Source organism: Mycobacterium sp. NS-7484 (assembly GCF_001953975.1).
In the GTDB taxonomy this organism is placed as follows: domain Bacteria; phylum Actinomycetota; class Actinomycetes; order Mycobacteriales; family Mycobacteriaceae; genus Mycobacterium.
This window is the reverse complement of sequence record NZ_MBEJ01000010.1, coordinates 1-26,226: the sequence shown is the minus strand read 5'-3', so window position 1 is coordinate 26,226 and position 26,226 is coordinate 1. Positions and strand designations below refer to the sequence as shown.

Here is a 26,226-nt window from a genome sequence, read left to right as displayed (position 1 = left end):
GCCATTCCTTCGCGAAACAGACAATTCCCGCAGAAAGCCCGATCGATGACAAATTCTTCCATATCGGCCTACGGCTATACCGAGACGTTGGAACGCGGCACCGGCAAGTTCGCCTCGTTTGCCGTGGCCTTCGCGTTCGTCTCCATCGCCACCGGCATCTTCACCACGTACGGCAGCGTGCTGAGCAGCTCCGGCCCCCTGGGGATCTGGACCTGGCCCTTCGTGATCGTCGGCCAGGTGGCCGTGGCGCTGTTGCTCGGCTCGCTGGCCGCTCGCATCCCGGTGACCGGCTACGCCTACCAGTGGGTGTCACGGCTGGCCAACCCCATCCTGGGCTGGATCACCGGCTGGATCTCGTTCACGTTCCTGGCGATCGTCGTGGTGGCAGTGGATTACACCGTGGCGGCCACCGTGGTCCCGGCCCTGTTCGACTTCCAGGGCACCGCGCTCACCGGATTCCTGATCACCGCCGGAGTGCTGCTGCTGCAGGCGTTGCTGGTCGGGCTGTCGACCAAGTGGACCGAGCGGGTCAACAACTTCGCCGTCACGGCTGAGCTGATCGGAATGGTGGCCCTGGTGGTGCTGCTGTTCATCGTCGGGGTGATCGCGCACAAGCTCTCCGTCGGAAACCTGTTCTCCCGCGGCGACATTCCGGCCGAGGGGTACTGGAACTTCGGCACCGCCACCTCGGTGGGACCGTGGATGCTCGGCTTCCTGCTCGGCGCCTTCACCATCGTCGGCTTCGAGTCGGCGGCCAACCTGGCCGAGGAGACCAAGCGGCCAGAAATCGTGGTGCCGCGCGCCATGTGGCAGGCCGTGCTGGCCTCTGGCGTGCTGGGCTTCCTGTTCCTGTTGGTGGTCACCGCCGCCGTCGACAACCCCACCGCACTGGCGCAGTCGGGTACTCCGATCGCCGACGTCATCCGCGACATCCTCGGCTCTTTCGTCGGCACCGCACTGCTCGTGTTGGTGGCGATCGCGATCTTCGCCTGCGGGCTGGTGATCCTGATGAGCGGCGTGCGCCTGGTCTGGGCGATGTCGCGGGATCAGCGGTTCCCAGGATGGCAAATCCTGCACAAGGTTTCACCGCGGTTCCGCACCCCGGCCAACGCCACCGTGTTCATGGCTGCCACCTCCGCAGTGATCCTCGGCATCTTCTCGACGAGCACCGACGCCTTGTTCAAGCTGTTCTCCGCGGCGACGCTGCTACCGGCGTCGATCTACGCCATCACCATCGTGTTGTACATCGCGACCCGTAAGAAGCTGCCCGCCAGCGCCGGGTTCAGCCTGGGCCGCTGGGAAGTTCCGGTTCTGGTGGTCGCCGTGGTGTGGCTGGTGTTCGAACTGTCGCTGTTCCGCGATGCCTCGTTCAAAGATCCGTGGCTCTACGTCCTGGCGATGGTGGCCATCGGTGCGGTCTACCTCGGGTACCTCCTGATCACCCGCGGCCGCGACGGCCTCAAGATGCCCGCGATGGCGTCGATAGACGCCGAACTGGACGCCGTGAAATGACGGTACTGGCCATCGACCAAGGCACGTCGGGGACCAAGGCGATCGTCGTCGACCCCGAACAGGGCGTGGTCGGCTTGGCCGAGGTGGCGGTACACCCGCGTTACCTTGACGGCGGCGGCGTCGAGCAGGATCCGGCAGAACTGCTGGATTCCGTGCTCGGCGCCGGGCGCGCCGCGCTCGAGCAGGCCGACCGCCCGATCGACGCGGTCTCGCTGGCCAACCAGGGCGAGACCGTGCTGGCCTGGGATCCGGGCACCGGCCGTCCCCTGACCAAGGCGATCGTGTGGCAGGACCGACGCGCCGAGACCCTGTGTGCCGACCTGGCCGAGCACGCCGAGATGCTGGCCACCCGAACCGGATTGGTGCTCGACCCGTACTTCTCGGCACCGAAGATGGCCTGGTTGCGGCGCCATGCCCCCGATGCCGGGGGTGTCGTGACGACGTCCGATACCTGGTTGCTGCATCAGCTCACCGGCGAGTTCGTCACCGACGCCACCACCGCCAGTCGGTCGGCCGTCGTCGAGCTCGGCGCCAAGGACTGGAGCCCGGAGTTACTGTCGGTGTTCGGCCTCGACGACGAACGTCTGCCCCGGATCGCGACCAACGACGAGATCATCGGCACCACATCGGCTTTCGGTGCCGAGGTACCGGTCGGCGGGATCGTGGTGGACCAGCAGGCCGCGCTGCTGGCCGAGGCGTGCCTGGAACCGGGCATGGCTAAGTGCACATTCGGCACGGGCGCGTTCCTGCTGTCCAACACCGGGACCGACCCCGTCCGCTCCACCGCGGGACTGACCTCCTCGGTGGCCTGGCGGCTGGGTGGCGTGGACTCGTTCTGCATCGACGGCCAGGTCTACACCGCGGCATCGGCGGTCAAGTGGCTGACGTCCCTCGGAGTGATCAGCGGCGCGGCCGAGATGGACGGCGTCGCCGCGTCGGACAACGCCGGCATGCTGTGTGTGCCCGCGCTGGCCGGACTGGCCGCGCCGTGGTGGAAATCCCATGCCACCGCGACCATCTCGGGTATGACGCTGTCCACCGGACGCGGACATGTCGTGCTCGCGGTGTTGCAGGGCATCGCCGCCCAGGTCGCCGAGCTGGTCTCGGCGATCGACGCGGACGCCGCGGCACTGACCCGGCTGCGGGTCGACGGCGGGCTCACCCAGTCCACGGTGCTGATGCAGGCCTGCGCGGACATTCTGCAAGTGCCCGTCGAGGTGTACCCGTCGGCGCACGCCACCGCGCTGGGTGCCGCTGCACTGGCCCGGCTCAGCCTGACACCCGAACAGTCGGTGCGCGACGTCGTCACCGACTGGACACCGTCGGGGTGTTACGAGCCCCGATGGCGCCCGGAGCGCGCCGACGAATTCCGTTCGGCCTGGCGCGATCTGGCTGAAACCACGTACCACCAGGAGATTTCATGACCCCCCTGACCTCCGACGGCTACGACGTCGTGGTCATCGGAGCCGGCATCGTCGGCTCCGCCATCGCCCGTGAACTGTCCGGATACCAACTGTCGGTAGCCCTGCTCGAAGCCCGCGACGACGTGGGCGACGGCACCAGCAAGGCCAACACCGCGATCCTGCACACCGGCTTCGACGCCAAGCCCGGCACGCTGGAATCGGCCATGGTCAGCCGCGGCTATCGGCTGCTGTCCGACTATGCGGCCCACACCGGAATCCCGGTCGAACACACCGGAGCGATCCTGGTGGCCTGGGACGACGAACAACTCGACGCACTGCCCGGACTGAAGGAGAAGGCCGAGGCCAATGGCTACCACCGGTGCGAGATCGTCGATGCTGCAGCGGTGTACAACGCGGTCCCCGCTCTGGGGCCGGGCGCACTCGGCGGGCTCACGGTGCCGGACGAGTCGATCATCTGCACCTGGACGGTGAACCTCGCGCTGGCCACCGACGCGGTCAACCGCGGCGCCGCGTTGCTGACCAATCATCGGGTCGAGCGCGTCGAGATCGGTGACCAGGTCACCACTTTGCACACCTCCGCCGGAGCTGTGCGCACGCGCTGGGTGGTCAACGCGGCCGGGCTCGGCGCCGATGTCATCGACGGTCTGTTCGGCTTCTCGCGCTTCACGGTCACCCCGCGTCGCGGCGAGCTGATCGTCTACGACAAGTTGGCCCGACCGCTGGTCGACAAGATCGTCTTGCCCGTGCCGACCTCGCGCGGAAAAGGTGTTCTGGTCAGCCCCACGATCTACGGCAACGTCATGCTCGGCCCCACCTCTGAGGATCTGACCGACCGCACGGCCACCGGCACCTCGGAGAACGGTTTCGAGTTCCTGCTGGAGAAAGGCCGCGGGCTGATGCCCCGACTGCTCGACGAGGAGGTCACCGCGACCTACGCCGGGCTGCGGGCCGCGATCGACCACGGTGATTACCTGATCGACGCCGATCCGACGCAGCACTATCTGTTGGTCGGCGGCATCCGCTCCACCGGGCTGACCGCAGGGATGGCCATTGCCGAATATGCTCGTGAGCAATTGGTTTCGGCCGGCCTGGAATTGACCCCGGCTGCCGACCTGCCCGACCCGCCGCGGATGCCGAACCTCGGCGAGGCGTTTCCCCGCCCCTACCAGCAGGCCGAGAAGATCAAAGCTGATCCGGCCTACGGCCGCGTCGTGTGCTTCTGCGAACGCGTCACCGAAGGGGAATTGCGCGATGCCTGCCACTCCGTGATCCCACCGGCCGCGCTGGAGGGGCTGCGCCGACGCACCCGGGTGATGAACGGCCGTTGCCAGGCCTTCTTCTGCGGCGCCGAGGTGCAGTCGGTGTTCGAGCGGGAACGTCAGGAGATCAACAAGTGAGCACCTACGACGTCGCGATCGTCGGTGGTGGCCCGGCCGGCCTGACCGCCGCAGCCGAGCTCGCCGGCTCCGGAGTGAATACCGTTGTGCTGGAACGGGAATCTGCGGCCGGCGGTATTCCACGGCACAGTGACCACCCGGGTTACGGCATCCGCGACATGAAGACCTTCATCGGCGGGCCGGCATACGCTCGTCGCCTGGTCCGCGAGGCCACCGCGGCGGGCGCGGAGATCCGCACCGCCACGATGGTCACCGGTTGGGCCGGCGACAGGTCTCTGGAGCTCACCTCACCCGCCGGGCGCGAACAACTCGACGCCCGCGCGGTCATCCTGGCCACCGGTGCCCGCGAGCGGCCCCGGCCGGCCCGGATGATCCCCGGTGACCGGCCCGGTGGCGTCTACACCACCGGACAGCTGCAGAACACCGTGCACCTGCAGCACCGCAGCGTGGGCACGCGCGCGGTGATCGTCGGTGCCGAACTGGTCAGCTATTCGGCGGTGCTCACGCTCAAACATGCCGGATGCGAAACCGTCTTGATGACAAGCGAATACCCCTCCCCCGAGTCATACGCGGTGTTCAACCTCGCCGGCCGCACTCCACTGCTGGGTGTGGAGGTTGCCACCACCACCCGGGTGGTTCGCATCATCGGCAAGGGCACCGTCGTCGGCGTGGAGATCGAGAACACGCGCACCGGAGCCCGTCGCATCGTGGCTTGCGACACCGTGGTGTTCACCGGTGACTGGATTCCCGACCACGAGCTGGCCCGCTCCGCCGGGCTCGACATGGATGCGAAGAGCCTGGGTCCCGTCGTCGATACCGCGTTGCGGACCAGCCGCGACGGTGTGTTCGCGATCGGCAACCTGCTGCACCCGGTGGACACCGCCGACATCGCCGCGCTCGACGGTCGCCACGTGGCCGCCCAGGTGCGTCGCTACCTGGGCGGCGCGACCACGCCCGACGAAGGGGTCCGCATCGAGGCCGATGCGCCGCTGCGCTGGGTCGCCCCCGGCCTACTGCGCCCCGGCGACCCTGCACCGGCCCGGCACCGGCTGCTGCTGTGGACTGACACCCTGGTGCGAATCCCGAAAGTGGTTGCACGCCAGGATGGCCGGGGCATCGGTCGCAAAACCCTGCCCTGGCCGGCCTCACCCGGGCGGGTGTTCCGGGTGCCGTCGAGCATCCTCGACGCGGTCGATTTCCGCGGCGGGCCGGTCACGCTTTCGTTGGAGTGACCACTCGCCCATTGACTGCTGATATCACGCCGCATCTCGGTGTGCGGTACGGCGGTCACCCGCGTCGCCTGAGGTAGCGGACTTGGCGGTGCTGGACTTGGGGGTGCCGGTGATCTTCTTGACGCCGGTATTCTTCGCTACGCCAGCGCGTTTCGTGACGCCGGAGTTCTTTGCGACCCTGTCACGAAGCTTCTCGACCGATGCCCGGACCTGTTCCCGCACACGCGGGCCAGTCTCCCGAACCGGTTGGTCCTCGCGCGTCGATCGCGTTGCGGCCTTGCGGGCCCGCAGCGTCGAGGCGACGCCCTCCGACTGCTCCGTCACCGGCCCCTGAGCCACGGTCGAGTCAACCTGTCGAGTAACGGGGTCGGCCACGGTCTCGGAAGCCGGATACTCCACCGACGAGGGTGCGGGCGAACCCGCGGTCACCGCCTTCTCGACCTCGTGGATGACTTTGGCGGTCACCGCACGATTGAACTTGGTGACAGAGAAGCTCGCTTCCGCCACACCGCGGTTGATCGCTGTCGCGATCGTCGCGATGTCGCCCGTGGCGAACGCCTCGGTGACCTGCTGTGTGGCTGCCGCGAGCTGGCGGGTCAGTGTACGGGCCTGCAGTTTGAGCTCGGCGCCGAGCGTGGGCTCGGGGCTGAACTGGCGGCCATTCCAGCTCACCAAGATCCAGCCGTCCTCCGGGTTGCCCTCGATGACCACGTAATCGGTGTTGTCCAGCACGCCTGTGCGCAGCAGATCGACCTTCTGCGCCAGGGTGAGATTCTGCGCGTTCATCATCGTCCAGAACATGATGGTGCCGCCGTGAGAGAACACCACCGGATTGCGGTCGCCGTTGTCGTACATCGTCTTCAGCGCGCCGTCCACTCTGGCGTCGAACTCGTTGCCGTCGATCGAACCCGGGATCCGCAAATCAGGCTGACCCCCGAGGGCCCACGCGACCATGTAGCTCGCGTAGCCGCTGCCGGCCTCGCTTTCCGGCGATCCTTCGAAGTCACCGGCCTCGATCTCCTGCAGACCGGGCAGCACCTGAATCGGCAGGCCCAGGTATTGCGACATCGGCGCGGCAGTCAGCTGCGTCCGCACCATCGTCGACGCATAGATGGCGTCGTAGTTGTTGTCGCCCAACGTGTCGACCACGTCCCGGGCTTGCTGCTGGCCCTTCGGTGTCAGTACCGGGCCGGGCGTCGAGGTATCGACGACGCCGGAGGTGTTACCGAACGACTGACCATGACGTACGAACGTCACCCTCATCAATTCGGCCGCAGCGGCCGGGATCGCGGCCCCGACAAGAAGTGCACACACGCCCAGCGCGACGCCGAGGAACCTCCAGAAGGCTCCGCGATGAGACGTACTGTTCACTGAGCCTCCTTGAAGGTGATGTGCAGTTCGGTCAGGCCGCGCAGCAGGAACGTCGGCTCGTAGCTGTAGCTGCGCTGCCCGGCCGGGCCGTGTGCGGATTCGTCGATGGCGATGTCGCGCAACCGTTCTAACAGACGGGCCACGGTGATCTGGCCTTCGACTCGGGCCAGCGGCGCGCCGGCGCAGGTGTGGATGCCGCGCCCGAAGGCGATGTGCTCCCGCACATTCGGACGGTCGATGCGGAACTGATCGGGGTTCTCGAACTTGCGCGGATCCCGGTTGGCCGCGCCCAGGCACAGCATCAGCACGGTGCCGGCCTTGATGGGCACGCCGCCGAGCGTGGTGGTCTTGCGGCACAACCGGAAGTCGATCTTGGTGGGGCTCTGGATGCGCAGGGCTTCCTCGATGAAAGCTGGGATCTGGTCAGGGTTCTCGCGCAGCTGTTGCTGGAACTCCGGCCGGTCCCCCAACGTCTGCACCGCGGCGCTGAGCAGTTTGGTCACGGTTTCCTGACCGGCGGCGAACAGGAACGTCGCCGGGCGGACCACCTCAAGCAGCTCCGGAATCGATCCGTCCGGGTACGTCGCGGCAGCCATCCCGCCGAGCACGTCGTTGCGCGGATGCTCACGTCGCTCGGCGATGTATCCGCTGAACTTGTCATCCAGATACTGCAATGGGTTGAGCCCCACCGCTTCACCGTCGAGCGCTCCGACCCGGCTGCCCGGTCGCTGGCCCGCGCCCAGGGCCAGGCGGAACTCGGCCCGGTCATCCTCGGGCACGCCGAGCAAGTCGGTGATGGCCAGCGTGGCAAACGGTTTGGCGTACTCCGAGAGGAACTCGCAGCGACCGTTGGTGATGAACTCGTCGAGCTGGCTGTCGGCCAGCTGCCACATGTAGTCCTCGTTCTCCTTGAGTCGGCGCGGGGTGAGCAACCTGCTCAGCAGCGAGCGGGCGCGCTCGTGCTGCGGCGGGTCCATCACCACCATGTGCTCGAAAATCGGGAACTCGTGACGATGCGCCTCGATCTGCTCGGTGATGTCGTCACCCTCGGGCTCGAACGGCAGCGGCGGGAACGGGCCACCGATCGCGTTGACCGCCGAAAACGAGTCGTGGTCCTTGAAGGCCGCCATCACTTCCTGATAGCCAGTCACCGCCACCACGCCGTGGTGCGCCTCGGTGAACACCGGCCCGTTGCTGCGCAGGTACTCGTAGTACTCGTAAGGATCTTGGGCGACGGCGGGGTCGGCGAAATAGTCGACTGAGGCGAGATCGGTCATGGCTCAGTGGCCTTTCGTACTGGTGGCAAGGAGGCTGATCGCCTGACGCGGGCAGGCGTCGACGGCGGATTTGACGGTGTCCCAGGTGTGTTCATCCCACTGTCCGTCCGGCTGGGCGGCGCCGGCCACCTCGTCGTCGGACAGGTCGAACACCTCGGGGGCCAGCTGGATGCACAGTGCGTGTCCCTCGCACAGGCCGGCGTCCACCCGGACCATGGTTTCGCTGGTGTCGTGCATTTTCCCTCAGTTCTGAATTTGATCAATCGATCAAACCGTTAAGATGGCTCATGCTTACCACCCCCGGCCAGCAGCGGTCAAGGATCGCTGCCGGACGCAAATTTCTCTTGTCGGGCAATGATTTTCGGAGGATGCGCTGATGCCGGCGGCACGGGACGCCAAGGGCAAGGACGCCGGCACCCGCAAGCGGCTGATCGAGGCAACCGCCCAGGTCATCCGGGACGAGGGATATGCCGCCGCCACCACTCGAAGGATCGCGGCCGTAGCAGGCGTGCGCTCGGCGCTGGTGTACTACTACTTCGACACCCTCGACGACCTGTTCGTCGCGGTGGTGCGTAGCGGGGCCGACGCGGCGCTGGCCCGGATGCGCGAGGCCGTGACGAACGACGATCCGCTGCGGGCCCTGTGGCTGATCAATTCCGACTCCCGCGTCACCGGACTCAACACCGAGTTCATGGCATTGGCCAACCACCGCAAGGCAATCGGTGCCGAACTCAAGGCGTACTCCGAGCGGGTCCGCGACATCGAGGCCACCGCGATGGCAGGCGTGCTGCGGGCCCACGGCGTGGACATGGAGCAGTTTCCGCCGGTGGTGATGTCGATGCTGCTCACCCAGTCCGCCCGCAGCCTGTGCAACGAAGAGGCGGTCGGCGTGACCGCGGGCCACGCCGAGTTCCGCGCCTTCGTCGAACGTTTTCTGCACCGGTTCGGCAGCGACCAGACCGCTACTTGAGCATGCTGCCAGCGTCCACGGTGACCGGCAGCCCGGTGATGTAGCGGGCCTCGTCCGAGGCGAGGAACAGCACTGCGTTGCTGATGTCGACCGGTTCCACCCAGCCGACCGGCAGGACGTGCATCAACTGGGCCACCACGGCCATGTCGTCGGGACCCGGGTTCTCCAGATCCGGGCGGAACAGCTTCATCGTGCCCTCGTTCATGAACATCGGGGTGTTCACATTCGTCGGACACACCGAGTTGACCCGGATCGAGTGCTGGCCCAGTTCCACTGCGAAGCTGCGCATCAGGCCGATGACGCCGTGCTTGGCGGCGATGTAGTGACCGGTGTGCGGGTAGGCCTTGAGGCCGCCGACCGAGCTGGTCAGGATGATCGAACCGCCGCGGCCACCGGAAAGAATATGGGGCACTGCGGCTTTGACGGACTTCCAGACACCCGACAGGTTGACACCGATCATGTCATCCCAGTCGGACTGCTTGGTCTCGTGCAGCACGTCGCCGCCGTTGCCGATCCCGGCGTTGGCCACCACGATGTCGAGGCGACCCAGCTGCTCAACCCCGCTGTCGACGGCCTCCTTGAGCGCATCGAAATCGCGCACGTCGACCTCGGCCGTCACGATCCGGCGATCCAGGCCCTTGATCAGATCCGCCGTCTCGGCCAGATCATCCGGGGTCGACGCCGGAATCGCACTCGTGTCGGTGACCGGGGCGCAGACGTCGACGGCGATGATGTCCGCCCCCTCTTGCGCCAACCGCAGTGCGTGGCTACGCCCCTGCCCGCGAGCCGCGCCGGTAACCAGGGCGACCTTGCCCTCCACCCGACCAGTCATGTGCATCCTTTCAACGTTTTGATCGATTGATCAAACTATGAGAGTTGCCGCTTCGGATGTCAAGGGCGTGGCTGATCAACTGATCAATCGGTGACGCCGGCACCGCCCGGTGCCCGTAAAGCGCGGCCAGAAAGTTGCGTCACAGCTTGCTCTCAGGTGCCACATAGCCAGCTCCAGTCGCGACTGCCGCGGTTGGCCACTGGCGGTTACACCACGCCTACCTGCGCCGATCCCCTCGGCCAAACCTGCACGCACAGGAAGTTCACAGGTAAATAGACAATCTAAATGTGGTTAGCCATACCTATTGTTTCTTAGGTAAACCTCAGCTAACGTCTGACCGCCGTCATCCAGACGGCGCGTCAATTCAAAAGAGGAGTTCTTCGTGCAACACGCACTTACGCAGCCCGCCGGGCGCATGAACAAGTTCGTTGTCGGCGGAGTCGCGGCACTGGCCGCCGGCGTCGTCGCAATCAGCCCGATCGCCTCCAGCCCCGCCCTGATCGAGGCACAGCACCGTGCGGTCCAACTGGTTGCGGATGCCACCGCTTCACCGCTCGACGTCTACGGCGAGCTGTTCGACAACACCGTCACGAACATCAGTGCCCTCGGGGAACAGCTTGCGGCGAACCCGTTCCCCGTCCTGAGCACGGTGATCTCGAACCAGCAGGGCTACGCGGAGCAGATCGGCACCGCAATCCAGGCGATCCCCACCACATTGCAGAACTGGTACGAAAACGGGGGACGCGAGGGAAGCGCGGGCAAGGTCTACGTGGCGGCCATCCAGGCCGCACTCGAAGAAGGAGATTTCAACACCGCGTACGACAACTTCAACAAGTTCTTCCTGTTCGCGCTACAGAACTCGGTGTTGCCGGTCTTCAACGTCCTGTTCACGATTCCCCCCAAGATGGCGCAGAACTTCGCGGACGCCGTCACCGCAGTGTCGAGCTCCGGAACCTTGGTGTACGGCCTCTTCCAGTCACTCTTCGCGCCGGTCAGCGGCGCAGCGTTCGAGGCCTCGCGGGTGAACGACGCCATCTCGGCGGCCTTTTCATCCGGAGACGTGGAAGCTGCGCTCACCGCGGCGGTGAATGCACCCGGCATCATCGCGAACGCCTTCTTCAACGGTTTCGACTACAACGAGGGTGATACCACCGAAGCGTGGGCGGGATTGTTCTCCCCCAAGGGCACCCGGGCCAGCGGTGGTCCGCTCTCTCAGCTGTTGATCACGATTCCGCAGAAGATCGCCGCCGCTATCACCAACACGACCACCGCGACCACGACCGTGACCGGTGCCGCTGTGCTGACTAATGCGCTTGCGCCAGTGGATGATTCGACGGTGCCCGATGATGTCGAGACCTCGGTCACCGACATCAGCGGTGACACCGATGCCGCCGAGGCAGCCGAGACGGCAGCCGCCTCGCCGACGGACACCGCGAAGTCGGCCAAGGCCGCACTGACCGCAAAGACCGCGCTCACCGCCGAGGCGGCGTCTGACACCGATACCGACAGCGCGGACGCGACCGTGGCGACCACCACCGATGCGGATGCCACCTCGACCGAGGAGACCAGTTCGGAAGAAGCCAAACCGACCAAGGGCGAGTCGAGCACCCACGGCAAGCCTGGCGGAAACCGGCTGAGCTCGGCCGTCAAGAAGTTCAGCGACAAGGTCAAGGGCACCAAGACCCAGACCCGCTCCTCTGACGCCGGTTCGAGCACGTCGAGCAAGAGCTCGTCCAAGAGCAAGAGCGGCCACGCCAAGAAGCAGTCGGGCCACAAGTCCGCGGCCTGATCACCGGCATAACGCGACTGGGCCCCACCCTGGCGGGTGGGGCCCAGCTACGCGAGCGTGCTACTTACGAAGACGAGGAACCGGAATCCTTCTTGGACTCCTTGGACTTGGCTTCCTTGACCTTCTTCGACTGAGCCTTGGACTCGGCCTTGGCCTTCTTCGACTCAGCCTTGGCCTCCTTGGCCGCAGCCCTAGCTTCCTTGGCCTCGGCGGCCTTGGCCTGCCGGGCCTCCTTGGCCTCGTTGAACTTGGCCTTGATCCGGTCGGAGATCTTGACCTTGCCCTTGGTCGTGTCATCGGCGTTGGCGTCGGCGGTCTTGTCGACGGCCGGTGCGCTCACCAGTCCGGCAGCAGCGTCGTCTGCGGCGGAGGAGCCGGCGTCAACGCTCGGAGCCTCTTCCTTCAGGACTTCTTCCTTCACGGGCTCAACGGCCGTCTCGACTTTTGCGGGCTCGATCGCCGGCGCCTCGACCTTGACCGGCACGAGGGTCGACTTCGCCAACTTGGTGAACGGCGAAACAGTCAGCTCGTCGGAAACCTCCTGGGCCACAGCGATCGTCCGTGCCGCATCCGTCTCGGGGGTGACCTCCGGGGTGTTGTCGATCGCCTCGGCGAAGGCCTTGGGGAGGTTCACCAGCAGGTTCTGCAGGAGGCCCGGGACGATCCGGGCCCCGCCCTGTTCGCCCGGCTCGGCCCAGGTGAGCAACGCCGGCCACTCGGAGTAGCCCACTGTGCCCGTATCCGGGTCGACGTCTGCATAGTCGAATCCGTTGAGCGCCGCGTTGACGAGGATGCCCGGCGTGTTCACCACCGCATTAATGACACCCTCGAAATCACCCGCGGCCGCGCTGGTGCTGATCGCCTCGGCAACGCGGGCCAACTCGAACACCGGGCCGCTGACCGCCGCGAAGGTGTTCTGGAACAGGGCACTGACCACCACGCTCGAGGTGAAGGTCGCCGCGACCAGATTCGTGAAGTTCTGTGCGATCTGCTCGGGGATGCCGACCATGTACTCGGTCCCGTTGCGCGGGATGCCCGAGAGGATGAACCCGGGGGCGATCAGCGAGCCAAAGGCGCCCTGGAAGGCGTACAGCATGGAGTGGTTGAACCACCGGTACGCCTCACCGATGTCACCGGCCTCGAGGGCGTCCAGCGCCATCTGCAGACGTGCCTCGCCGTTGTTACCGGACCACCAGCTCTGCAGGTTGGTGGGGATGGCCTCGAAGGCAGCGCCGAACTTCTCGGCGTAACCCAGCTGGTTTTCCACGATCTGGCTGAGCAGCGGTGCGGGGTTGGCCGCGACGGCGCCGCCGAGGTGCTGCAGGTTGCTGAAGGTCGTCTCGAACAACGACCCGTAGACGTCAAGCGGAGACGCGGTGGCGTCCATCGAGGCCGTCAGGTCGTACGCAAGCGTCTTGGCCTGCTCGACGACCGAGGTGTTCTGGGCAACCGGGGTGACCGCGATGGCGCTGGTGGCCACCATGGCCACACCGGCGAGAAGGAACTTGTTCTTCCGGTTCACCGATGCGGTGTCACCGGAGGAAGCAAGGGCAGGATAGGGCAACTGAGTCTCCTGAAGCTGATAATTGACTGTGGAACGACCAAAAGTTAGCTTAGGTTACTCTAAATTTCAATAGGTATGGCTACCCTGACCTACGGAGGCCCCTGGGGCGCGCTGAGCCACCCGAAAGCCCAGGTAGAACGACAATGGACCCCTCCCGGTGGAAGGGGTCCATTTGTTGCCTAGTTAAAGATCAGAGCCAGGTATCGGACGTCGTCGTGGTGAGGAACGCTTCCAGATCGTCACGCCACTGCGCCGGGGTGTTCTTGTCCGGTTCGATCCCGGTGTACTCGCCGCGATAGAACAGCAGGGGACGCGGCTTGAGTTTGGACACCTCCGAGAGTGCGTGCACGGCACCGAACACCACGAAGTGATCCCCACCGTCGTGCACGGAGTGCACCGTGCAGTCGATGTGGGCGAGGCTGCCGTCGATCACCGGCGAACCAAGCTCCGAGGGTGTCCAATCGATACCGGCGAACTTGTCCGGCGCCTTGGAACCGAACTGCGCGGACACGTGCTGCTGCTTCTCGTGCAGCATGTTCACGCAGAACTTCCCGCTGGCCTCGATCGCCTGCCAGGCGCGTGACTGCTTGGTGGGGCAGAACAACACCAACGGCGGATCAAGCGACAGCGCGGCGAACGACTGGCAGGCAAAGCCGATCGGCACGTCGTCATGGACGGTGGTGATGACCGTGACACCGGTGCAGAACTGGCCGAGCACATTTCGGAATGTGCGGGGATCGATCGCGGCGGTGGACATGCCTACTTGAATCCGACGGAGAAGTCGTGCCCCCACAGGCTGACGGCGGTGGACTCCCGAGCAACCCAGTTGTCGTCGTCGACTTCGAGCCCCTCACAACCGAACTCGACGTCGAAACCGCCCGGGGTCTTCATGTAGAAGGACAGCATCTTGTCGTTGACGTGGCGGCCCAGCGTCGCCGACATCTTCACCTTGCGGCGCAGGGCCCGGTCCAGGCACAGACCCACGTCGTCGGAGTTCTCCACCTCGACCATCAGATGCACGATGCCACTGGGCGTCTGCCCCGGCATGAACGCGACGCTGTGGTGACGGGGGTTGACGCCGAGGAAGCGCAACCACGCGGGGTCTCCATCGGCCGGCCGACCCACCAGCTGCGGAGGCAGACGCATCGAATCCCGTAGATAGAAGCCCAGCACGTCGCGGTAGAAGTGCAGTGACTCAGCATCGTCCTTGGTGGTGAGGACGACGTGGCCCAGCCCCTGCTCTTCGGTGACGAACTTGTGCCCGTAGGGGCTGACCACACGCCGGTGTTCCAGGGCAACACCATGGAACACCTCGAGCCGGTTGCCCGACGGATCCTCGAAGATGATCATCCCGTCGACCCGACGATCGGCGAGCTCGGCAGCCGTGGCCTCTTTGTACGGTGTCCCGTTGGCCTCGAGGCGAGTCCGGATGTCCTGCAGCTCAGCGGCATTCGCCGTCTCCCAGCCGGACTCCAGCAGCCGGTCATGCTCACCCGGAACGATCACCAGCCGCGCCGGGAACTCGTCCATCCGCAGGTACAGCGCACCTTCGGTCTTGCCGGACCCCTCGACCATGCCGAGGACCTTGAGCCCGTATTCACGCCAGGCGGCCATGTCGGTGGCCTCAATGCGCAGGTAGCCCAGTGACTTGATGCTCATCGCCTAACCCCCAAGGAAATCGATGGTGAGCTTGTTGAACTCGTCGAACTTCTCGACCTGAGCCCAGTGCCCACACTGCCCGAAGACGTGCAGCTGCACACGCGGAATCTGCTTGACGGCAACCAGTGCGCCGTCGAGCGGGTTGACCCGATCCTCGCGGCCCCAGATCAACAGCACCGGCTGGCGCAGCTTGTACACCTCGCGCCACATCATGCCGAGCTCGAAGTCCGCACCGGCGAAGGACTTGCCCATCGCCCGAGTGGCAGCCAGCGACTCGGGCGTGCTGGCGATCGCGAACCGTTCCTCGACCAGCTCAGGGGTGACCAGCTTCTGGTCGAACACCATGATCCGGATGAAAGCTTCGAGGTTCTCGCGCGTCGGTTCGACGTTGAACTTTGCGAGCGCCTTGACGCCTTCGGTCGGGTCGGGCGCGAACAGGTTGACGCTCAACCCACCCGGGCCCATCAGCACCAGCTTGCCGGCCCGGTCGGGGTAGTCGAGCGCGAAGCGGACGGCGGTGCCGCCGCCGAGCGAGTTGCCCAGCAGCGGGATGCGACCCTGCAGGCCGAGGTGGTCGAACAGCCCGAGTAACGCCTTGGCGCTGTAGCGGTTGTACTGCTCGTGCTCGGTGTGCTTGTCGGAATACCCGTAGCCGGGCTGGTCGACGGCCAGCACGTGATAGCGCTCGGCCAGCACCGCGATGTTGCGGCCGAAGTTCGACCAACTCGACGCGCCAGGACCACCGCCGTGCAGGAGCACGATGGTCTGCGCCTCGGGGTCACCGGCCTCGTGGTAGTGCAGCCGCATGTCGTCTCGGACCTGGGCGTAGCGCGAGGTGGATTCGAACGTGATCTCTTGCTGCTGAGCAGCTTCGGCGGCGAACGACGTCATCGCGATCAGACCATCGTGTCGGCCGGGGGCAGGCCGAACTCGTTGTTGCCGAAGATCAGGTAGGCACGCTCGGGATCGTTGGCGGCGTGCACCCGGCCGGCGTGAGCGTCGCGCCAGAACCGTTGCACCGGAGCATCATTGGCCAACGCGGTCGCACCCGAGGCCTCGAAGAGCCGGTCGATCGAGGCGATCGCGCGACCGGTGGCACGCACCTGATCGCGACGGGCGCGGGCCCGCAGCTCGAACGGGATCTCCTTGCCGGCCGACAGCAGGGCGTACTCGTCGGCGACGTTGCCCGACAGCTGACGCCAGGCGGCGTCGATGTCGCTGGCCGCCTCGGCGATCCGGATCTTGGCGAACGGATCGTCCTTCGCCTTCTCGCCGGCGAAGGCCGCGCGCACGCGCTTGCCCTGGTGCTCGACGTGTGCGTCGTACGCGCCGTAGGCCATGCCGACGATCGGAGCCGAGATGGTGGTGGGATGGATTGTGCCCCAAGGCATCTTGTAGACCGGGGCGGTGTTGGTCTGGTACCCGCCGGCAGTGCCGTCGTTCATCGCCTTGTAGGACAGGAAGCGGTGCTTGGGCACGAACACGTCCTTGACCACGACGGTGTTCGAGCCGGTGCCGCGCAGGCCGACGACGTTCCAGACGTCGTCGATCTGGTAGTCCGTCCGCGGGATCAGGAAGCTGCCGAAATCGACCGGGCGACCGTCTTTGATGACGGGGCCACCGAGGAAGGCCCAGGTGGCGTGGTCACAACCGGAGGACCAGTTCCACGCGCCGTTGACCAGGTAACCGTCGCCGGCCTCGGTGACCACACCGGCACCCATCGGGGCGTAGGAGGAGGAGATCCGCACCGAGGTGTCCTCACCCCAGACGTCTTCCTGGGCCTGCTGATCGAACAGCGCCAGGTGCCAGTTGTGCACGCCGATGATGCCGGCCACCCAGCCGGTGGAACCGCACGCGCTGGCCAACCGCCGGACCGCCTCGTAGAACAGCGTCGGGTCGCACTGCAGCCCACCCCACTGCTCGGGTTGCAGCAACTTGAAGAAGCCGATCTCCTCCAATGCCTTGACGTTTGCGTCGGGCAGCTTGCGCAGATCCTCGGTCTCCTGCGCGCGCTCGCGCAGCGCTGGCAGCAGTTCATCGATGCCGGCCAGAACCGCCTGAACGTCACGCTGTTCAATGGATGTCACGGAAATGCCTCCCAAGAATCGGACTGCGATGAGCGCGAGCTGACCGCTTAGACAGAGATTAGAACACGTTACGATTTGTGTCGAGTAGCGAGTTCCTACGGGGGCTGGACCTGGGCAAGTACGTTTTTGTAACCTGTTCTAGTTATGAGTGAAGAGAGGGTCCAGCCGTGACTGATGAGCCACTGGGCAGCCATGTGCTCGAACTGCAGGTGAGCGCGGTCATCGACGAGACGGCCGACGCCCGGTCCCTCGTGTTCTCCGTGCCCGAAGGCTCGGACATCGCCGCCGAGAAGCTGCGCTACTCCCCTGGCCAGTTCCTGACCTTGCGGATACCCAGCGACCGCACCGGTTCGGTGGCCCGCTGCTATTCGTTGTCCAGTTCACCGACGACGGACGACCAACTGACCGTCACGGTCAAGCGCACCGCCGACGGCTATGCGTCGAACTGGCTGTGCGACAACGCGCACGCCGGCATGAAGATCCATGTGCTGGCCCCGTCGGGCACCTTCGTGCCCAAGAAGCTCGACACCGACTTCCTACTGCTGGCCGCCGGCAGCGGCATCACCCCGATGATGGCGATCTGCAAATCCGCCCTCGCCGAAGGCACCGGCAACGTCGTGCTCGTCTACGCCAACCGCGACGAGAACTCGGTCATCTTCGGCGCCACCCTGCGCGAACTGACGGCCAAGTACCCCGACCGGTTCACCGTCGTGCACTGGCTGGAGAGCGTGCAGGGCCTGCCCAGCACGGCCGCCCTGGCCGGGCTGGTGAGCCCCTACGCCGCACGCGAGTCCTTCATCTGCGGGCCCGGACCATTCATGGCCGCCGCCGAGCAGGCCCTGCAACAGGCCGGCGCCCCAGCCGAGAACATCCACATCGAGGTGTTCAAGTCGTTGGATTCGGATCCGTTCGCCGCGGTGGTGATCGAGGAAGACGACGACAGCGACCAGGGGCCGGCCACCGCGATCGTCACCCTGGACGGCACCACCCACGAGATCCGCTGGCCCCGTTCGGCCAAGCTGCTCGACGTCCTGTTGGACAAGGGTCTGGATGCACCGTTCTCCTGCCGCGAAGGTCATTGCGGTGCGTGCGCGGTGCTGAAGAAATCGGGCGACGTGGAGATGGAGATCAACGACGTCCTGGAACCCTCCGATCTCGACGAGGGGCTGATCCTGGGTTGCCAGGCCACGCCGGTGTCGGATTCGGTCGAAGTCACCTACGACGAGTAGCGAGCGGATACCTTTCTTGACGATGACGATCAACAGGCTCTCCGCAGCGAGCGCGGCAGCGGTGCTGACCGCGGCGGCGCTGACGTATCCCGCGTCGGCGACGGCGGCCGCCAACTCGGCCGTCACCTCGATCCCCAGCCCGGCGGGCACGATCGAGATGCACGTGAACGCCGAGTGTTCGGGCGGCCGGTGCACGTTCAACACGCACGCCAACCTGCTGACGCCCGAGGGCCCCATCGGATTCCCCGGTGACACCTGGGCACGTCAGACCATCACGCTGCGCAGCACCAACAAGGACACCTGGCAGGAGGCGTCCTACAGCGCCCCGGCCGGGATGCCGCGTGAGATCAAGGGCTCCAACCACGACAACGTGCTGTCGAAGTTGTACCGGTCGCTGAACAGGGTCGAGATCTCGGCGACATATTTCGGTGGCGGGCCGATCGAGCGCTTCACCATCGACGGCGAATCCGTGCCCACCGAATGGCGCACCGGGCAGCCGAACACCAAGGACGATTTCATCGTCTGCTCAGTGATCCAGGTGGTCTATGGCGGGGTCAACCTCACCACGCCTACCGCCTGCACGCAGACCGGGTTCTGATCAGCGCTCACGCGCCCGGCGAGCAGACGTAAACCCGTACCTTTTTCGGCAAAAAGGTACGGGTTTACGTCTGCTCGCGGAAGAAAGTCCTAGCGCGGCAAGCCCAAGAGGCGCTCACCGGCCACGGTCAGCAGGATCTGCTCGGTGCCGCCGGCGATCGTCAGGCAGCGGGTGTTGAGGAAGTCGTGCACCTCCTGATTGCGCACCACACCGCCGCCGTCGGAGAGCTCCAGCCGGAACTCGGCGAGCGCCTGCCTATAACGCACCCCGATCAGCTTGCGAGCCGAGGCCTGCGCGCCGGTGTCCTGCCCGGCGACCGCGAGCTGGGCGATCCGCTGATCCAGCAGTGAGCCCACCTGGGCCGTCAGGATCAACCCGCCGAGGCGGTCCAGATCGGCCGGATCCACGTCGGCCTGCTGCCCGAGCGCCCGCAGCAGTTCTTCCATCGGGTTGCCCAACGCGGTGCCGCCGGCCATGGCCACCCGCTCGTTGGCCAGCGTGGTGCGGGCCAGCCGCCAGCCGTCGTTGACCGTGCCCACCACCATCTCGTCGGGCACGAACACGTCGTCGAAGAACACCTCGTTGAACAGCTCGTCACCGGTGATCTCGCGCAGCGGCCGGATCACGATGCCCGGGGACTTCATGTCGATCAGGAAGTAGGTGATGCCCTTGTGTTTCGGGGCGTCGGCGTCGGTGCGCGCCAGGCACACGCCCCAGTGCGCCTTCTGCGCCGCGGAGGTCCACACCTTCTGCCCGGTCAGTTTCCATCCGGCCTCACCGTTGGGCCCTTCGGCGCGAACGGCTTTCATGCGTAGGGCGGCCAGATCCGAACCGGCGCCCGGCTCGGAGAACAGCTGGCACCACGACAGGTCACCGCGCAGCGTGGCCGGCACGAACTGGTCGATCTGCTCGGGACTGCCGTGTTCCAAGATGGTCGGCACGGCCCACCAGCCGATCACGAGATCCGGCCGCTCCACTTGGGCCGCGGCGAGTTCCTGATCGATCAGCAGCTGCTCGGCCGGAGATGCGTTGCGGCCGTAGGGACGTGGCCAGTGCGGGGCCTGCAGCCCGGCCTCGGCCAGGGCAGCCTGTCGCTGGTCCACCGGCAGGGCGGCCACCTTGGCCACCGCGGCATTGATCTCCGGGCGCAGGGCAGCCACCGACTCCAGGTCGATACGCAGCTCACGGCGCACGCCCTGCTGGGTCAGCGCCGAGATCCGGCGCTGCCACGCGCGCTGCCCGCCGAGCGCATGCGAAATGCCATATGCCCGACGCAGATACAGATGTGCCTCGTGCTCCCACGTGATGCCGATGCCACCGAGCACCTGGATGCAGTCCTTGGCGTTGGCCTTGGCCGCGTCCACACCGGCCGCGGCAGCCACGGCCGCGGCGATCGACAGCTGGCCGGCATCGGATTCCGAGACCGCGCGCGCCGCGTCGGCTGCCGACACCGAAACCTGCTCCGAACGCAACAGCATCTCGGCACACATGTGCTTGACCGCCTGGAAGCTGCCGATCGGCTTGCCGAATTGCTCACGCACCTTGGCGTATTCGGTTGCCGTCTGCAGGGTCCAGCGCGCCAGCCCGGCGGCCTCGGCGGCCAACACGGTGGCGGTGATGTCGGCGAAGCGCTGCCGTGACACCTCGAGCACCTGCGCGGGAGCCGCGTCGAGCACCACCCGCGCCAGCGGCAGCGAGAAGTCGGTGGCAGTGAGCAGGTCGATGCTGACCCCGTCGGCCCCGGCGTCGACCAGCACCACCCGATCTCCGGCCGGAAGCAACAGCACACCGGCGGCGTCGACACCGAGGACATATTCGGCGGTGCCGGACACCCGGTCCCCGTCGAGGCTCAGATCCGCGTTCAATGCCGCCCCGGCGGTGCGCTCACCCGACACCAGCGCTTCCAGCACCGCATCGTCGGTGACGATCAGCGTGGCCAGCGCGGTGGTGGCCACCGGACCGGGCACCAGGGCGGCCGCCGCCTCGTCGACCATCGCGCACAGGTCCTCGACCGTGCCGCCGGCGCCGCCGTGTTCCTCGGCGACTGCGACGCTGAAGATCCCTAGTTCGGCGAGACCCTGAAACGGCCCGCGCCAGGCGTCGGCATCGTGTTCACCGGCTCGGACCGCCGCGGCCGTGTCGGTTGCGGCCGCCCAGCTCCGGACCAGGTCACGGGCGGCAAACTGCTCGTCGGTGATGGTGGCAGATGCGCCGGACATGGTGGACCTCCTAGCCGCTAACGCGAGAAGTCCGTGCTTCCCACTAGAACGTGTTCTAATGGTGACAGCGTTCGACCGTCAAGTCGACCCGCATCACAGCAGTACACGTCCGTGTCTTCACCGGCAGGGAGGTGGGTAGAAGGAGATCGGCGTGCGTATCGTTTTCGACGAGGTACGCGACGAGAAGGAGCCACAGACCGCATGTCCGGCGCATCACAGCCTTCAGGCAACGACACGTCCGGGTCGGACTCGCGACCACGTGAGGTGCTGAACGTGGCCGTCCTCGCCGAATCCGAACTCGGCTCCGAAGCGCAGCGGGAGCGTCGCAAGCGCATCCTGGACGCCACCTTGGCCATCGCCTCCAAGGGCGGTTACGAGGCGGTGCAGATGCGCGCCGTGGCCGAGCGGGCCGACGTCGCGGTCGGCACGCTGTACCGCTACTTCCCCTCCAAGGTCCATCTGCTGGTCTCTGCCCTGGGCCGCGAGTTCGAACGCATCGACGCCAAGACCGACCGGGCCGCGCTCGCCGGTGGCACGCCGTACCAGCGGCTCAGCTTCATGGTCGGCAAGCTGAACCGGGCCATGCAGCGCAACCCGCTGCTCACCGAGGCCATGACCCGCGCCTTCGTCTTCGCCGACGCGTCGGCAGCCGGTGAGGTCGATCATGTCGGCAAGTTGATGGACTCGATGTTCGCCCGGGCCATGAGCGACGGCGAGCCGACCGAGGACCAGTACCACATCGCGCGCGTGATCTCCGATGTGTGGCTGTCGAATCTGCTGGCCTGGCTGACCCGCCGCGCCTCGGCCACCGACGTCAGCAAGCGACTCGATCTGGCCGTGCGTCTGCTGATCGGCGCGGAGGACAAACCTAAGATCTGACGGGTGAGTGCTCTCCCCGTAGAACTCAAGGCGGCGCTGGCCCGGGTGGCACAGGCACCCCGGCTGCTGATCACCTCTGACTTCGATGGCACGCTGGCCCCGATCGTCAACAACCCGGCCGACGCGCGTCCGTTGCGCGCCGGCGCCGAAGCGCTTGTGGCGCTGGCTCAATGCCCCGGCACCGCGACCGCGCTGATCTCCGGCCGCGCGCTCGAGGTGCTGCGGGAACTGTCGGGTATGCCCCCGACGGTGCACCTCGTTGGCAGCCACGGCGCCGAATTCGCTTCCGGCTTTGCCCATTCCATCGACCGGGAGTTGTTGGACCGCATTGCCACCGAATTGGGCGCCATGGCCGCCTCCCGGCCCGGCGTGGCCGTCGAACTCAAACCCGCCAGCGTGGCCCTGCACGTGCGCAACGCCTCCCCTGCCGATGCCGAAGCCGCGAGCGCGCAGGCACTCCACGCCGCGCAAGCCTGGGATGCCCAGCTGACCAAGGGCAAGGCCGTGCTCGAGTTCGCGGTGATCACCACCGACAAGGGCGAGGCGATCGACATCCTGCGCGACGAGCACCGGGCCTCCGCGGTGATCTACTTCGGCGACGACGTGACCGACGAGAAGGCGTTCCGTCGGCTGAGCGACGGCGATGTCGGCGTCAAAGTGGGACCGGGCGAAACACTGGCCGGCTACCGCGTCGACGAGCCCGAAGATGTTGTGGCAGCACTGAAGTATTTACTCGACGCCCGTCGCACCGCCGAAACGGGCTAGGCCGGCGGGCCCGACGTGCGGCCACGCACCACCTCGGTGGGCAGCACGTCGATCACCGGCAGCCCATCGCGCGGCGGATTGTGCAGCAGTTCGCCGGCCCGTCGCCCCTTGGCCACACTCGACTGCACGACCGTGGACAGGCCGCGCCGCAACGCGTCGGGCACTCCGTCGAAACCGGTCACCGTCATCTCGCCCGGCACGTAAATCCCCCGCGAGCGCAGATAGTCCATGGCCGACAAGGCCAGCACGTCGGCCGTGCACATCAGCGCGGTGATGCGGGGATTGACCTCCAACGCCACCTCGGCCGCCGCGCCACCCGAGGTCGGCAGATGGTCGAAGCTCTCCACCACGGTCAACGTGGCCGGCGCCAGGCCGGCGGCCGTCATCGCGTCATACACACCGTGAATACGCTCGCGTTGCACGTGAAAATGTGGCGACAGCACCCGATCCGGATCGGCCGGTGCGGATTTCGCGTCGCCATGCGGCCAGTCACGGCCCAACCGCATGGTCAACAACCCGATGTCACGGTGACCGAGATCGAGGACCTGCTCGGCCAGCTGACGCATCGCCCCGCGATCGTCGATGCCGACCCGCGACACCCCGGCCACGTCCTTGGGCTGGTCCACCACCACGACCGGCAACTGACGCTGACGCACCACCGGCAGGTACGGGTCGTCGTCGGAGGCCGAATACACCACGAACCCGTCGACACCGGCCGCCAGCACCGCAGCCGAGCCGTCTTCGAAGCTGCGGTTGGGTCCGATCGCCACCAGGAGCAGCCCCTGCCCCACCGCCTCGCACGATTCGGCAAGCCCGGCAACGAAATCCAGTGCGGCCGGATCACTGAAGGAGTAATTGAGCGGCTCGGTGATGATCAGCCCCACCGCCCCGGCCCTGCGGGTCCGCAGGGACCGCGCCACCGGATCGGGGCCGGCGTAGCCGAGACGCTTGGCCGCATCGAAGATCCGATCGCGAAGCTCCGCCGACAACTGGTCGGGACGGTTGTAGGCGTTGGAGATCGTGGTGCGGGAAACCTTCAGTTCGGCCGCCAACGAAGCCAGGGTGGCCCGCCGCTGCGGGTGGGGACTCCTTGGCATGCTTTCTGAGGCTAGTGGATGGCCGAATTCCTCACCCGATCAACCGTCCACATCGCCAACCACGCCACGCACGCGATGGTGACGATCACGAAGCTCGGCGGCATATTGAAAATTGAGGAGATTGCCAACCCCGCCCACACCGACACCAGGCTGATCCCGGTCGAGATCGCCATCGCGGCGATGGGCCGGGCGGTCACCATGATCGCCGTGGCGGCCGGCGTGACGACCAACGCGAACAACAGCAGCGTGCCCACGGCCAGCACCGCCATGGTCACGGCCACGCCGAGCAGAACCATGAACAACACCGACAAGGCGCGGACCGGTATCCCTTTGGCCTCGGCCACCTGCGCGTTGACCGACGCGAACAGCAGTGGGCGGAAAACGAATACGATCGCCGCAGCCAACACCACCAGCAGCACGGCGAACGTGAGCAGCTGCTGATGCGTGATGGCCAGCAGGTTGCCGAACAACACGTTGGTCAGCGTCGACGAGTTCTTGGTGGCCAGTGAGTTGAAGAACAGGCCGAAGCCTGTGGCCAGTGCCAGCACGGTGCCGGTGGCCACCTCCCGATCGTGGGCGCGGCTGCCCAGCGCCCCGATCACCACGGCTCCGGCGACACAGAAGGCACCCAGCCCCAGCCCGACCGGCAGGCCCAGCAGTGCCGCGCCGGTTGCCCCGGGCAGACCGATGTGCGCCAGGGCGTGCGCGGCGAACGCGGTGTTGCGCACGATGACGAAATAGCCGATCAGACCGGCGGCGAGCGCCACCAGCGTGCCGCCGATCAACGCGTTACGCATGAAGGCCGAGGTCAGGATCTGCCACCAGTTGTGCTGATAGCCCAGTGCCAGAGTGCTTTGGGCGAACGTGCCCTGCGCCAGCAGTCCGGCCGACATCACACGCTCCTCATGTACATCTGCCCCATCGGGGTGTGGGCCACCTGCACGGCGGTGCCGTACAGATGGGTCAGCAACCCGGCGTCGACCACCTCGTCGATGGCCGCGTGGTGGGCGTGCCCGTCGAGCAGGTAGATGGCGCTGTCGAGCACGCTCAGCAAGGGGTTGAGGTCATGGGCGACAACGAGAATCGTGACACCGAGTTCGTGGTTGAGCCGGGCCAGCAGCTGCACGATCTCGTGCTGGTTGCGCAGGTCGAGCGCGGCCAGCGGTTCGTCGAGGATGAGCATCTTCGGTTGTCCGACAAGGGCACTGGCCAACGCGATGCGTTGACGTTGGCCACCGGACAGCTCCGATACCCGCCTATCGGCGAAGTCGGTGGCCTCGACCCAGCGCAGGGCCTCGTCGACCCGGGCCTTGTCGGCGGCCGAGGTTCGGGTGAAGCCCCACCGATGCCCGGTGAGGCCCAGCGTGACCGCGCCGCGGGCCCGGATGGCCTGCCCCGCACCGGCCACGTAGTCCTGGGGGACATAGCCGATCAGGTCGTTGTGTTCACCCGGCGCGCTGCCGAGCACGCGCACCGAACCGGAGGCAGCCGGCAGCAAGCCGAGGATGACTTGCAACATCGTGGATTTACCGGATCCGTTGGAGCCGATCAGCGCGACGATGCCGCCGGACGGGATCTCGAACGTGCCCTCCGACCAGATCAGGCGTCCGCCGCGCACAGCACTGACGTCGTCGAAGACGAGCGCGGGCGGCTCAGCGGAGTTGGGTGCCACCAGTTGACACTAGCCCTGGACGCCGAGGGCTTCAGCGAGCGCGGTCAGTTGGTTCACCTGCCAAGCTTCGAACGAATCGGCTCCGGGCGGCACGGTTTCGGTGACATCGACGACCGGGATTCCGGCGCCCTCGGCCGCGGCGCGGATCTGCTCGGGCAGCGAGCCCTCGGTCTGGGTGTTGTAAACCAGGACGTCGACCCCGCGGTCGCCGAGGAGACGCAGGAAGGCGTCCAGGTCGGCCGGTGACGGGTCGGTCCCGTTGGACGCGGCGGCCTGATAACCCGCCGGCGTCTGATCGACCAGTCCGGTCGCGGTCGCCATGTCGTCGAATACCGTTTCGGTGGCGGCGTACCGCTTTCCGGGGGCTTTGGTCTTGATGTCGGTGATCAGCTGTTGGTAGGGCTGCATCGCGGTGGTGAACTCGGCCCGGCGCTGGGCGAAGTACTCCTTGGCCTGCGGGGCCAACTGGCTCAGCTCATCGGTCACCGTGTCGGCGAGGCCGGTCACCGCGGCCGGGTTGTACCAGGCGTGCGGGTTCGCGGCGTGGTCGTCGGCGTGCTCGGTGGCGTGGTCGTGGGGGGGGGGCCCGCCGGGGCCGCCGCGCGGGGCGGGGGGGGGGGGGGGGGGGGGGGGGGGGCGCCGGGGGGGGGGGG

At 66.6% G+C, this 26,226-nt stretch carries 24 protein-coding genes; 10 read left to right on the top strand and 14 right to left on the bottom strand.

Annotated elements, in window-relative coordinates; genetic code table 11:
- Positions 1–45: 45 nt before the first annotated feature.
- Genes A5733_RS02140 through A5733_RS02125 form a run of 4 tightly spaced genes read left to right on the top strand, consistent with a single transcriptional unit; the run spans position 46 to position 5,565 of the window.
- Positions 46–1,512 (top strand): amino acid permease, encoded by a 1,467-nt coding sequence (locus A5733_RS02140; protein ID WP_067774019.1) that lies wholly within the window; start codon positions 46–48, stop codon positions 1,510–1,512.
- The gene (locus tag A5733_RS02135; protein WP_076238901.1) at positions 1,509–2,936 is read left to right on the top strand and encodes an FGGY family carbohydrate kinase; all 1,428 of its coding nucleotides are present in this window, start codon (positions 1,509–1,511) and stop codon (positions 2,934–2,936) included. The genes A5733_RS02140 and A5733_RS02135 overlap by 4 nt, the downstream gene beginning before the upstream one ends.
- A complete protein-coding gene (locus A5733_RS02130; RefSeq protein WP_076238900.1) occupies positions 2,933–4,333 on the top strand; it encodes an NAD(P)/FAD-dependent oxidoreductase in 1,401 nt (466 codons plus the stop codon). Before A5733_RS02135 ends, A5733_RS02130 begins: the two co-directional genes overlap by 4 nt.
- Complete coding sequence (locus A5733_RS02125) at positions 4,330–5,565, top strand: NAD(P)/FAD-dependent oxidoreductase (RefSeq protein WP_076238899.1); 1,236 nt, start codon at positions 4,330–4,332, stop codon at positions 5,563–5,565. The genes A5733_RS02130 and A5733_RS02125 overlap by 4 nt, the downstream gene beginning before the upstream one ends.
- Positions 5,566–5,589: 24 nt before the next feature.
- Here A5733_RS02125 and A5733_RS02120 read toward each other — a convergent pair whose 3' ends face one another.
- From A5733_RS02120 to A5733_RS02110, 3 genes are read right to left on the bottom strand one after another with little or no spacing between them, the layout of a single operon-like run.
- Positions 5,590–6,936 carry a histidine phosphatase family protein gene (locus A5733_RS02120; protein WP_076238898.1) on the bottom strand — a complete coding sequence of 449 codons (1,347 nt, stop codon included), beginning with the start codon at positions 6,934–6,936 and terminating at the stop codon, positions 5,590–5,592.
- The gene (locus A5733_RS02115) at positions 6,933–8,213 is read right to left on the bottom strand and encodes a cytochrome P450 (protein WP_076238897.1); all 1,281 of its coding nucleotides are present in this window, start codon (positions 8,211–8,213) and stop codon (positions 6,933–6,935) included. Before A5733_RS02115 ends, A5733_RS02120 begins: the two co-directional genes overlap by 4 nt.
- 3 nt (positions 8,214–8,216) lie before the next feature.
- Entirely contained in the window at positions 8,217–8,450 is a 234-nt protein-coding gene (locus tag A5733_RS02110) for a ferredoxin (RefSeq protein ID WP_233152595.1), read from the bottom strand.
- A gap of 139 nt (positions 8,451–8,589) precedes the next feature.
- Here A5733_RS02110 and A5733_RS02105 point away from each other — a divergent pair, with 139 nt between their 5' ends.
- A complete protein-coding gene (locus A5733_RS02105; RefSeq protein ID WP_076238896.1) occupies positions 8,590–9,183 on the top strand; it encodes a TetR/AcrR family transcriptional regulator in 594 nt (197 codons plus the stop codon).
- On the opposite strand, the gene A5733_RS02100 is transcribed toward A5733_RS02105, so the two are convergent.
- On the bottom strand, positions 9,176–10,015 hold the full coding sequence (locus A5733_RS02100; RefSeq protein WP_076238895.1) for a mycofactocin-coupled SDR family oxidoreductase: 840 nt from the start codon (positions 10,013–10,015) through the stop codon (positions 9,176–9,178). The genes A5733_RS02105 and A5733_RS02100 overlap by 8 nt on opposite strands.
- Before the next feature lie 382 nt (positions 10,016–10,397).
- Between A5733_RS02100 and A5733_RS02095 the strand changes: the two genes are divergently transcribed.
- Positions 10,398–11,804, top strand: coding sequence for a hypothetical protein (locus A5733_RS02095; RefSeq protein WP_142253761.1), 1,407 nt, complete (start codon positions 10,398–10,400; stop codon positions 11,802–11,804).
- A 64-nt stretch (positions 11,805–11,868) separates the two neighbouring features.
- On the opposite strand, the gene A5733_RS02090 is transcribed toward A5733_RS02095, so the two are convergent.
- The 5 genes from A5733_RS02090 to hsaA all read right to left on the bottom strand — a co-directional run bounded on the left by A5733_RS02090 (position 11,869) and on the right by hsaA (position 17,114).
- The gene (locus A5733_RS02090; RefSeq protein ID WP_142253760.1) at positions 11,869–13,368 is read right to left on the bottom strand and encodes a hypothetical protein; all 1,500 of its coding nucleotides are present in this window, start codon (positions 13,366–13,368) and stop codon (positions 11,869–11,871) included.
- A 190-nt stretch (positions 13,369–13,558) separates the two neighbouring features.
- The gene (hsaB, locus tag A5733_RS02085) at positions 13,559–14,125 is read right to left on the bottom strand and encodes a 3-hydroxy-9,10-secoandrosta-1,3,5(10)-triene-9,17-dione monooxygenase reductase subunit (protein WP_076238892.1); all 567 of its coding nucleotides are present in this window, start codon (positions 14,123–14,125) and stop codon (positions 13,559–13,561) included.
- 2 nt (positions 14,126–14,127) lie between these two features.
- On the bottom strand, positions 14,128–15,027 hold the full coding sequence (gene hsaC, locus A5733_RS02080; RefSeq protein ID WP_067773994.1) for an iron-dependent extradiol dioxygenase HsaC: 900 nt from the start codon (positions 15,025–15,027) through the stop codon (positions 14,128–14,130).
- A 3-nt stretch (positions 15,028–15,030) separates the two neighbouring features.
- A complete protein-coding gene (gene hsaD, locus A5733_RS02075; RefSeq protein ID WP_076238891.1) occupies positions 15,031–15,918 on the bottom strand; it encodes a 4,5:9,10-diseco-3-hydroxy-5,9,17-trioxoandrosta-1(10),2-diene-4-oate hydrolase in 888 nt (295 codons plus the stop codon).
- Between the two features lie 5 nt (positions 15,919–15,923).
- Positions 15,924–17,114, bottom strand: a complete 1,191-nt coding sequence (gene hsaA, locus A5733_RS02070; protein ID WP_067773988.1) for a 3-hydroxy-9,10-secoandrosta-1,3,5(10)-triene-9,17-dione monooxygenase oxygenase subunit — start codon at positions 17,112–17,114, stop codon at positions 15,924–15,926.
- A gap of 167 nt (positions 17,115–17,281) precedes the next feature.
- Here hsaA and A5733_RS02065 point away from each other — a divergent pair, with 167 nt between their 5' ends.
- Entirely contained in the window at positions 17,282–18,343 is a 1,062-nt protein-coding gene (locus tag A5733_RS02065; RefSeq protein WP_076238890.1) for a ferredoxin--NADP reductase, read from the top strand.
- 28 nt (positions 18,344–18,371) lie between these two features.
- Positions 18,372–18,941: a hypothetical protein gene (locus A5733_RS02060; RefSeq protein WP_067774041.1), complete on the top strand. Its 570-nt coding sequence runs from the start codon at positions 18,372–18,374 to the stop codon at positions 18,939–18,941.
- A gap of 89 nt (positions 18,942–19,030) precedes the next feature.
- On the opposite strand, the gene A5733_RS02055 is transcribed toward A5733_RS02060, so the two are convergent.
- Positions 19,031–21,160 carry an acyl-CoA dehydrogenase gene (locus A5733_RS02055; RefSeq protein WP_076238889.1) on the bottom strand — a complete coding sequence of 710 codons (2,130 nt, stop codon included), beginning with the start codon at positions 21,158–21,160 and terminating at the stop codon, positions 19,031–19,033.
- A gap of 273 nt (positions 21,161–21,433) precedes the next feature.
- Between A5733_RS02055 and kstR the strand changes: the two genes are divergently transcribed.
- Together kstR and otsB are read left to right on the top strand one after the other, a co-directional pair.
- The gene (gene kstR / locus A5733_RS02050; RefSeq protein ID WP_164480958.1) at positions 21,434–22,039 is read left to right on the top strand and encodes a cholesterol catabolism transcriptional regulator KstR; all 606 of its coding nucleotides are present in this window, start codon (positions 21,434–21,436) and stop codon (positions 22,037–22,039) included.
- A gap of 3 nt (positions 22,040–22,042) precedes the next feature.
- Complete coding sequence (gene otsB, locus A5733_RS02045) at positions 22,043–22,804, top strand: trehalose-phosphatase (RefSeq protein WP_076238888.1); 762 nt, start codon at positions 22,043–22,045, stop codon at positions 22,802–22,804.
- On the opposite strand, the gene A5733_RS02040 is transcribed toward otsB, so the two are convergent.
- From A5733_RS02040 to A5733_RS02025, 4 genes are all read right to left on the bottom strand, one after another.
- On the bottom strand, positions 22,801–23,901 hold the full coding sequence (locus tag A5733_RS02040; protein WP_067773973.1) for a LacI family DNA-binding transcriptional regulator: 1,101 nt from the start codon (positions 23,899–23,901) through the stop codon (positions 22,801–22,803). The two genes, otsB and A5733_RS02040, sit on opposite strands and share 4 nt — an antisense overlap.
- 11 nt (positions 23,902–23,912) lie before the next feature.
- Positions 23,913–24,794, bottom strand: coding sequence for a metal ABC transporter permease (locus A5733_RS02035; RefSeq protein ID WP_076238887.1), 882 nt, complete (start codon positions 24,792–24,794; stop codon positions 23,913–23,915).
- A complete protein-coding gene (locus A5733_RS02030; protein WP_076238886.1) occupies positions 24,794–25,576 on the bottom strand; it encodes a metal ABC transporter ATP-binding protein in 783 nt (260 codons plus the stop codon). Before A5733_RS02030 ends, A5733_RS02035 begins: the two co-directional genes overlap by 1 nt.
- A gap of 6 nt (positions 25,577–25,582) precedes the next feature.
- On the bottom strand, positions 25,583–26,226 hold a 644-nt coding region (locus A5733_RS02025), incomplete at its 5' end, for a metal ABC transporter solute-binding protein, Zn/Mn family (RefSeq protein WP_158070581.1).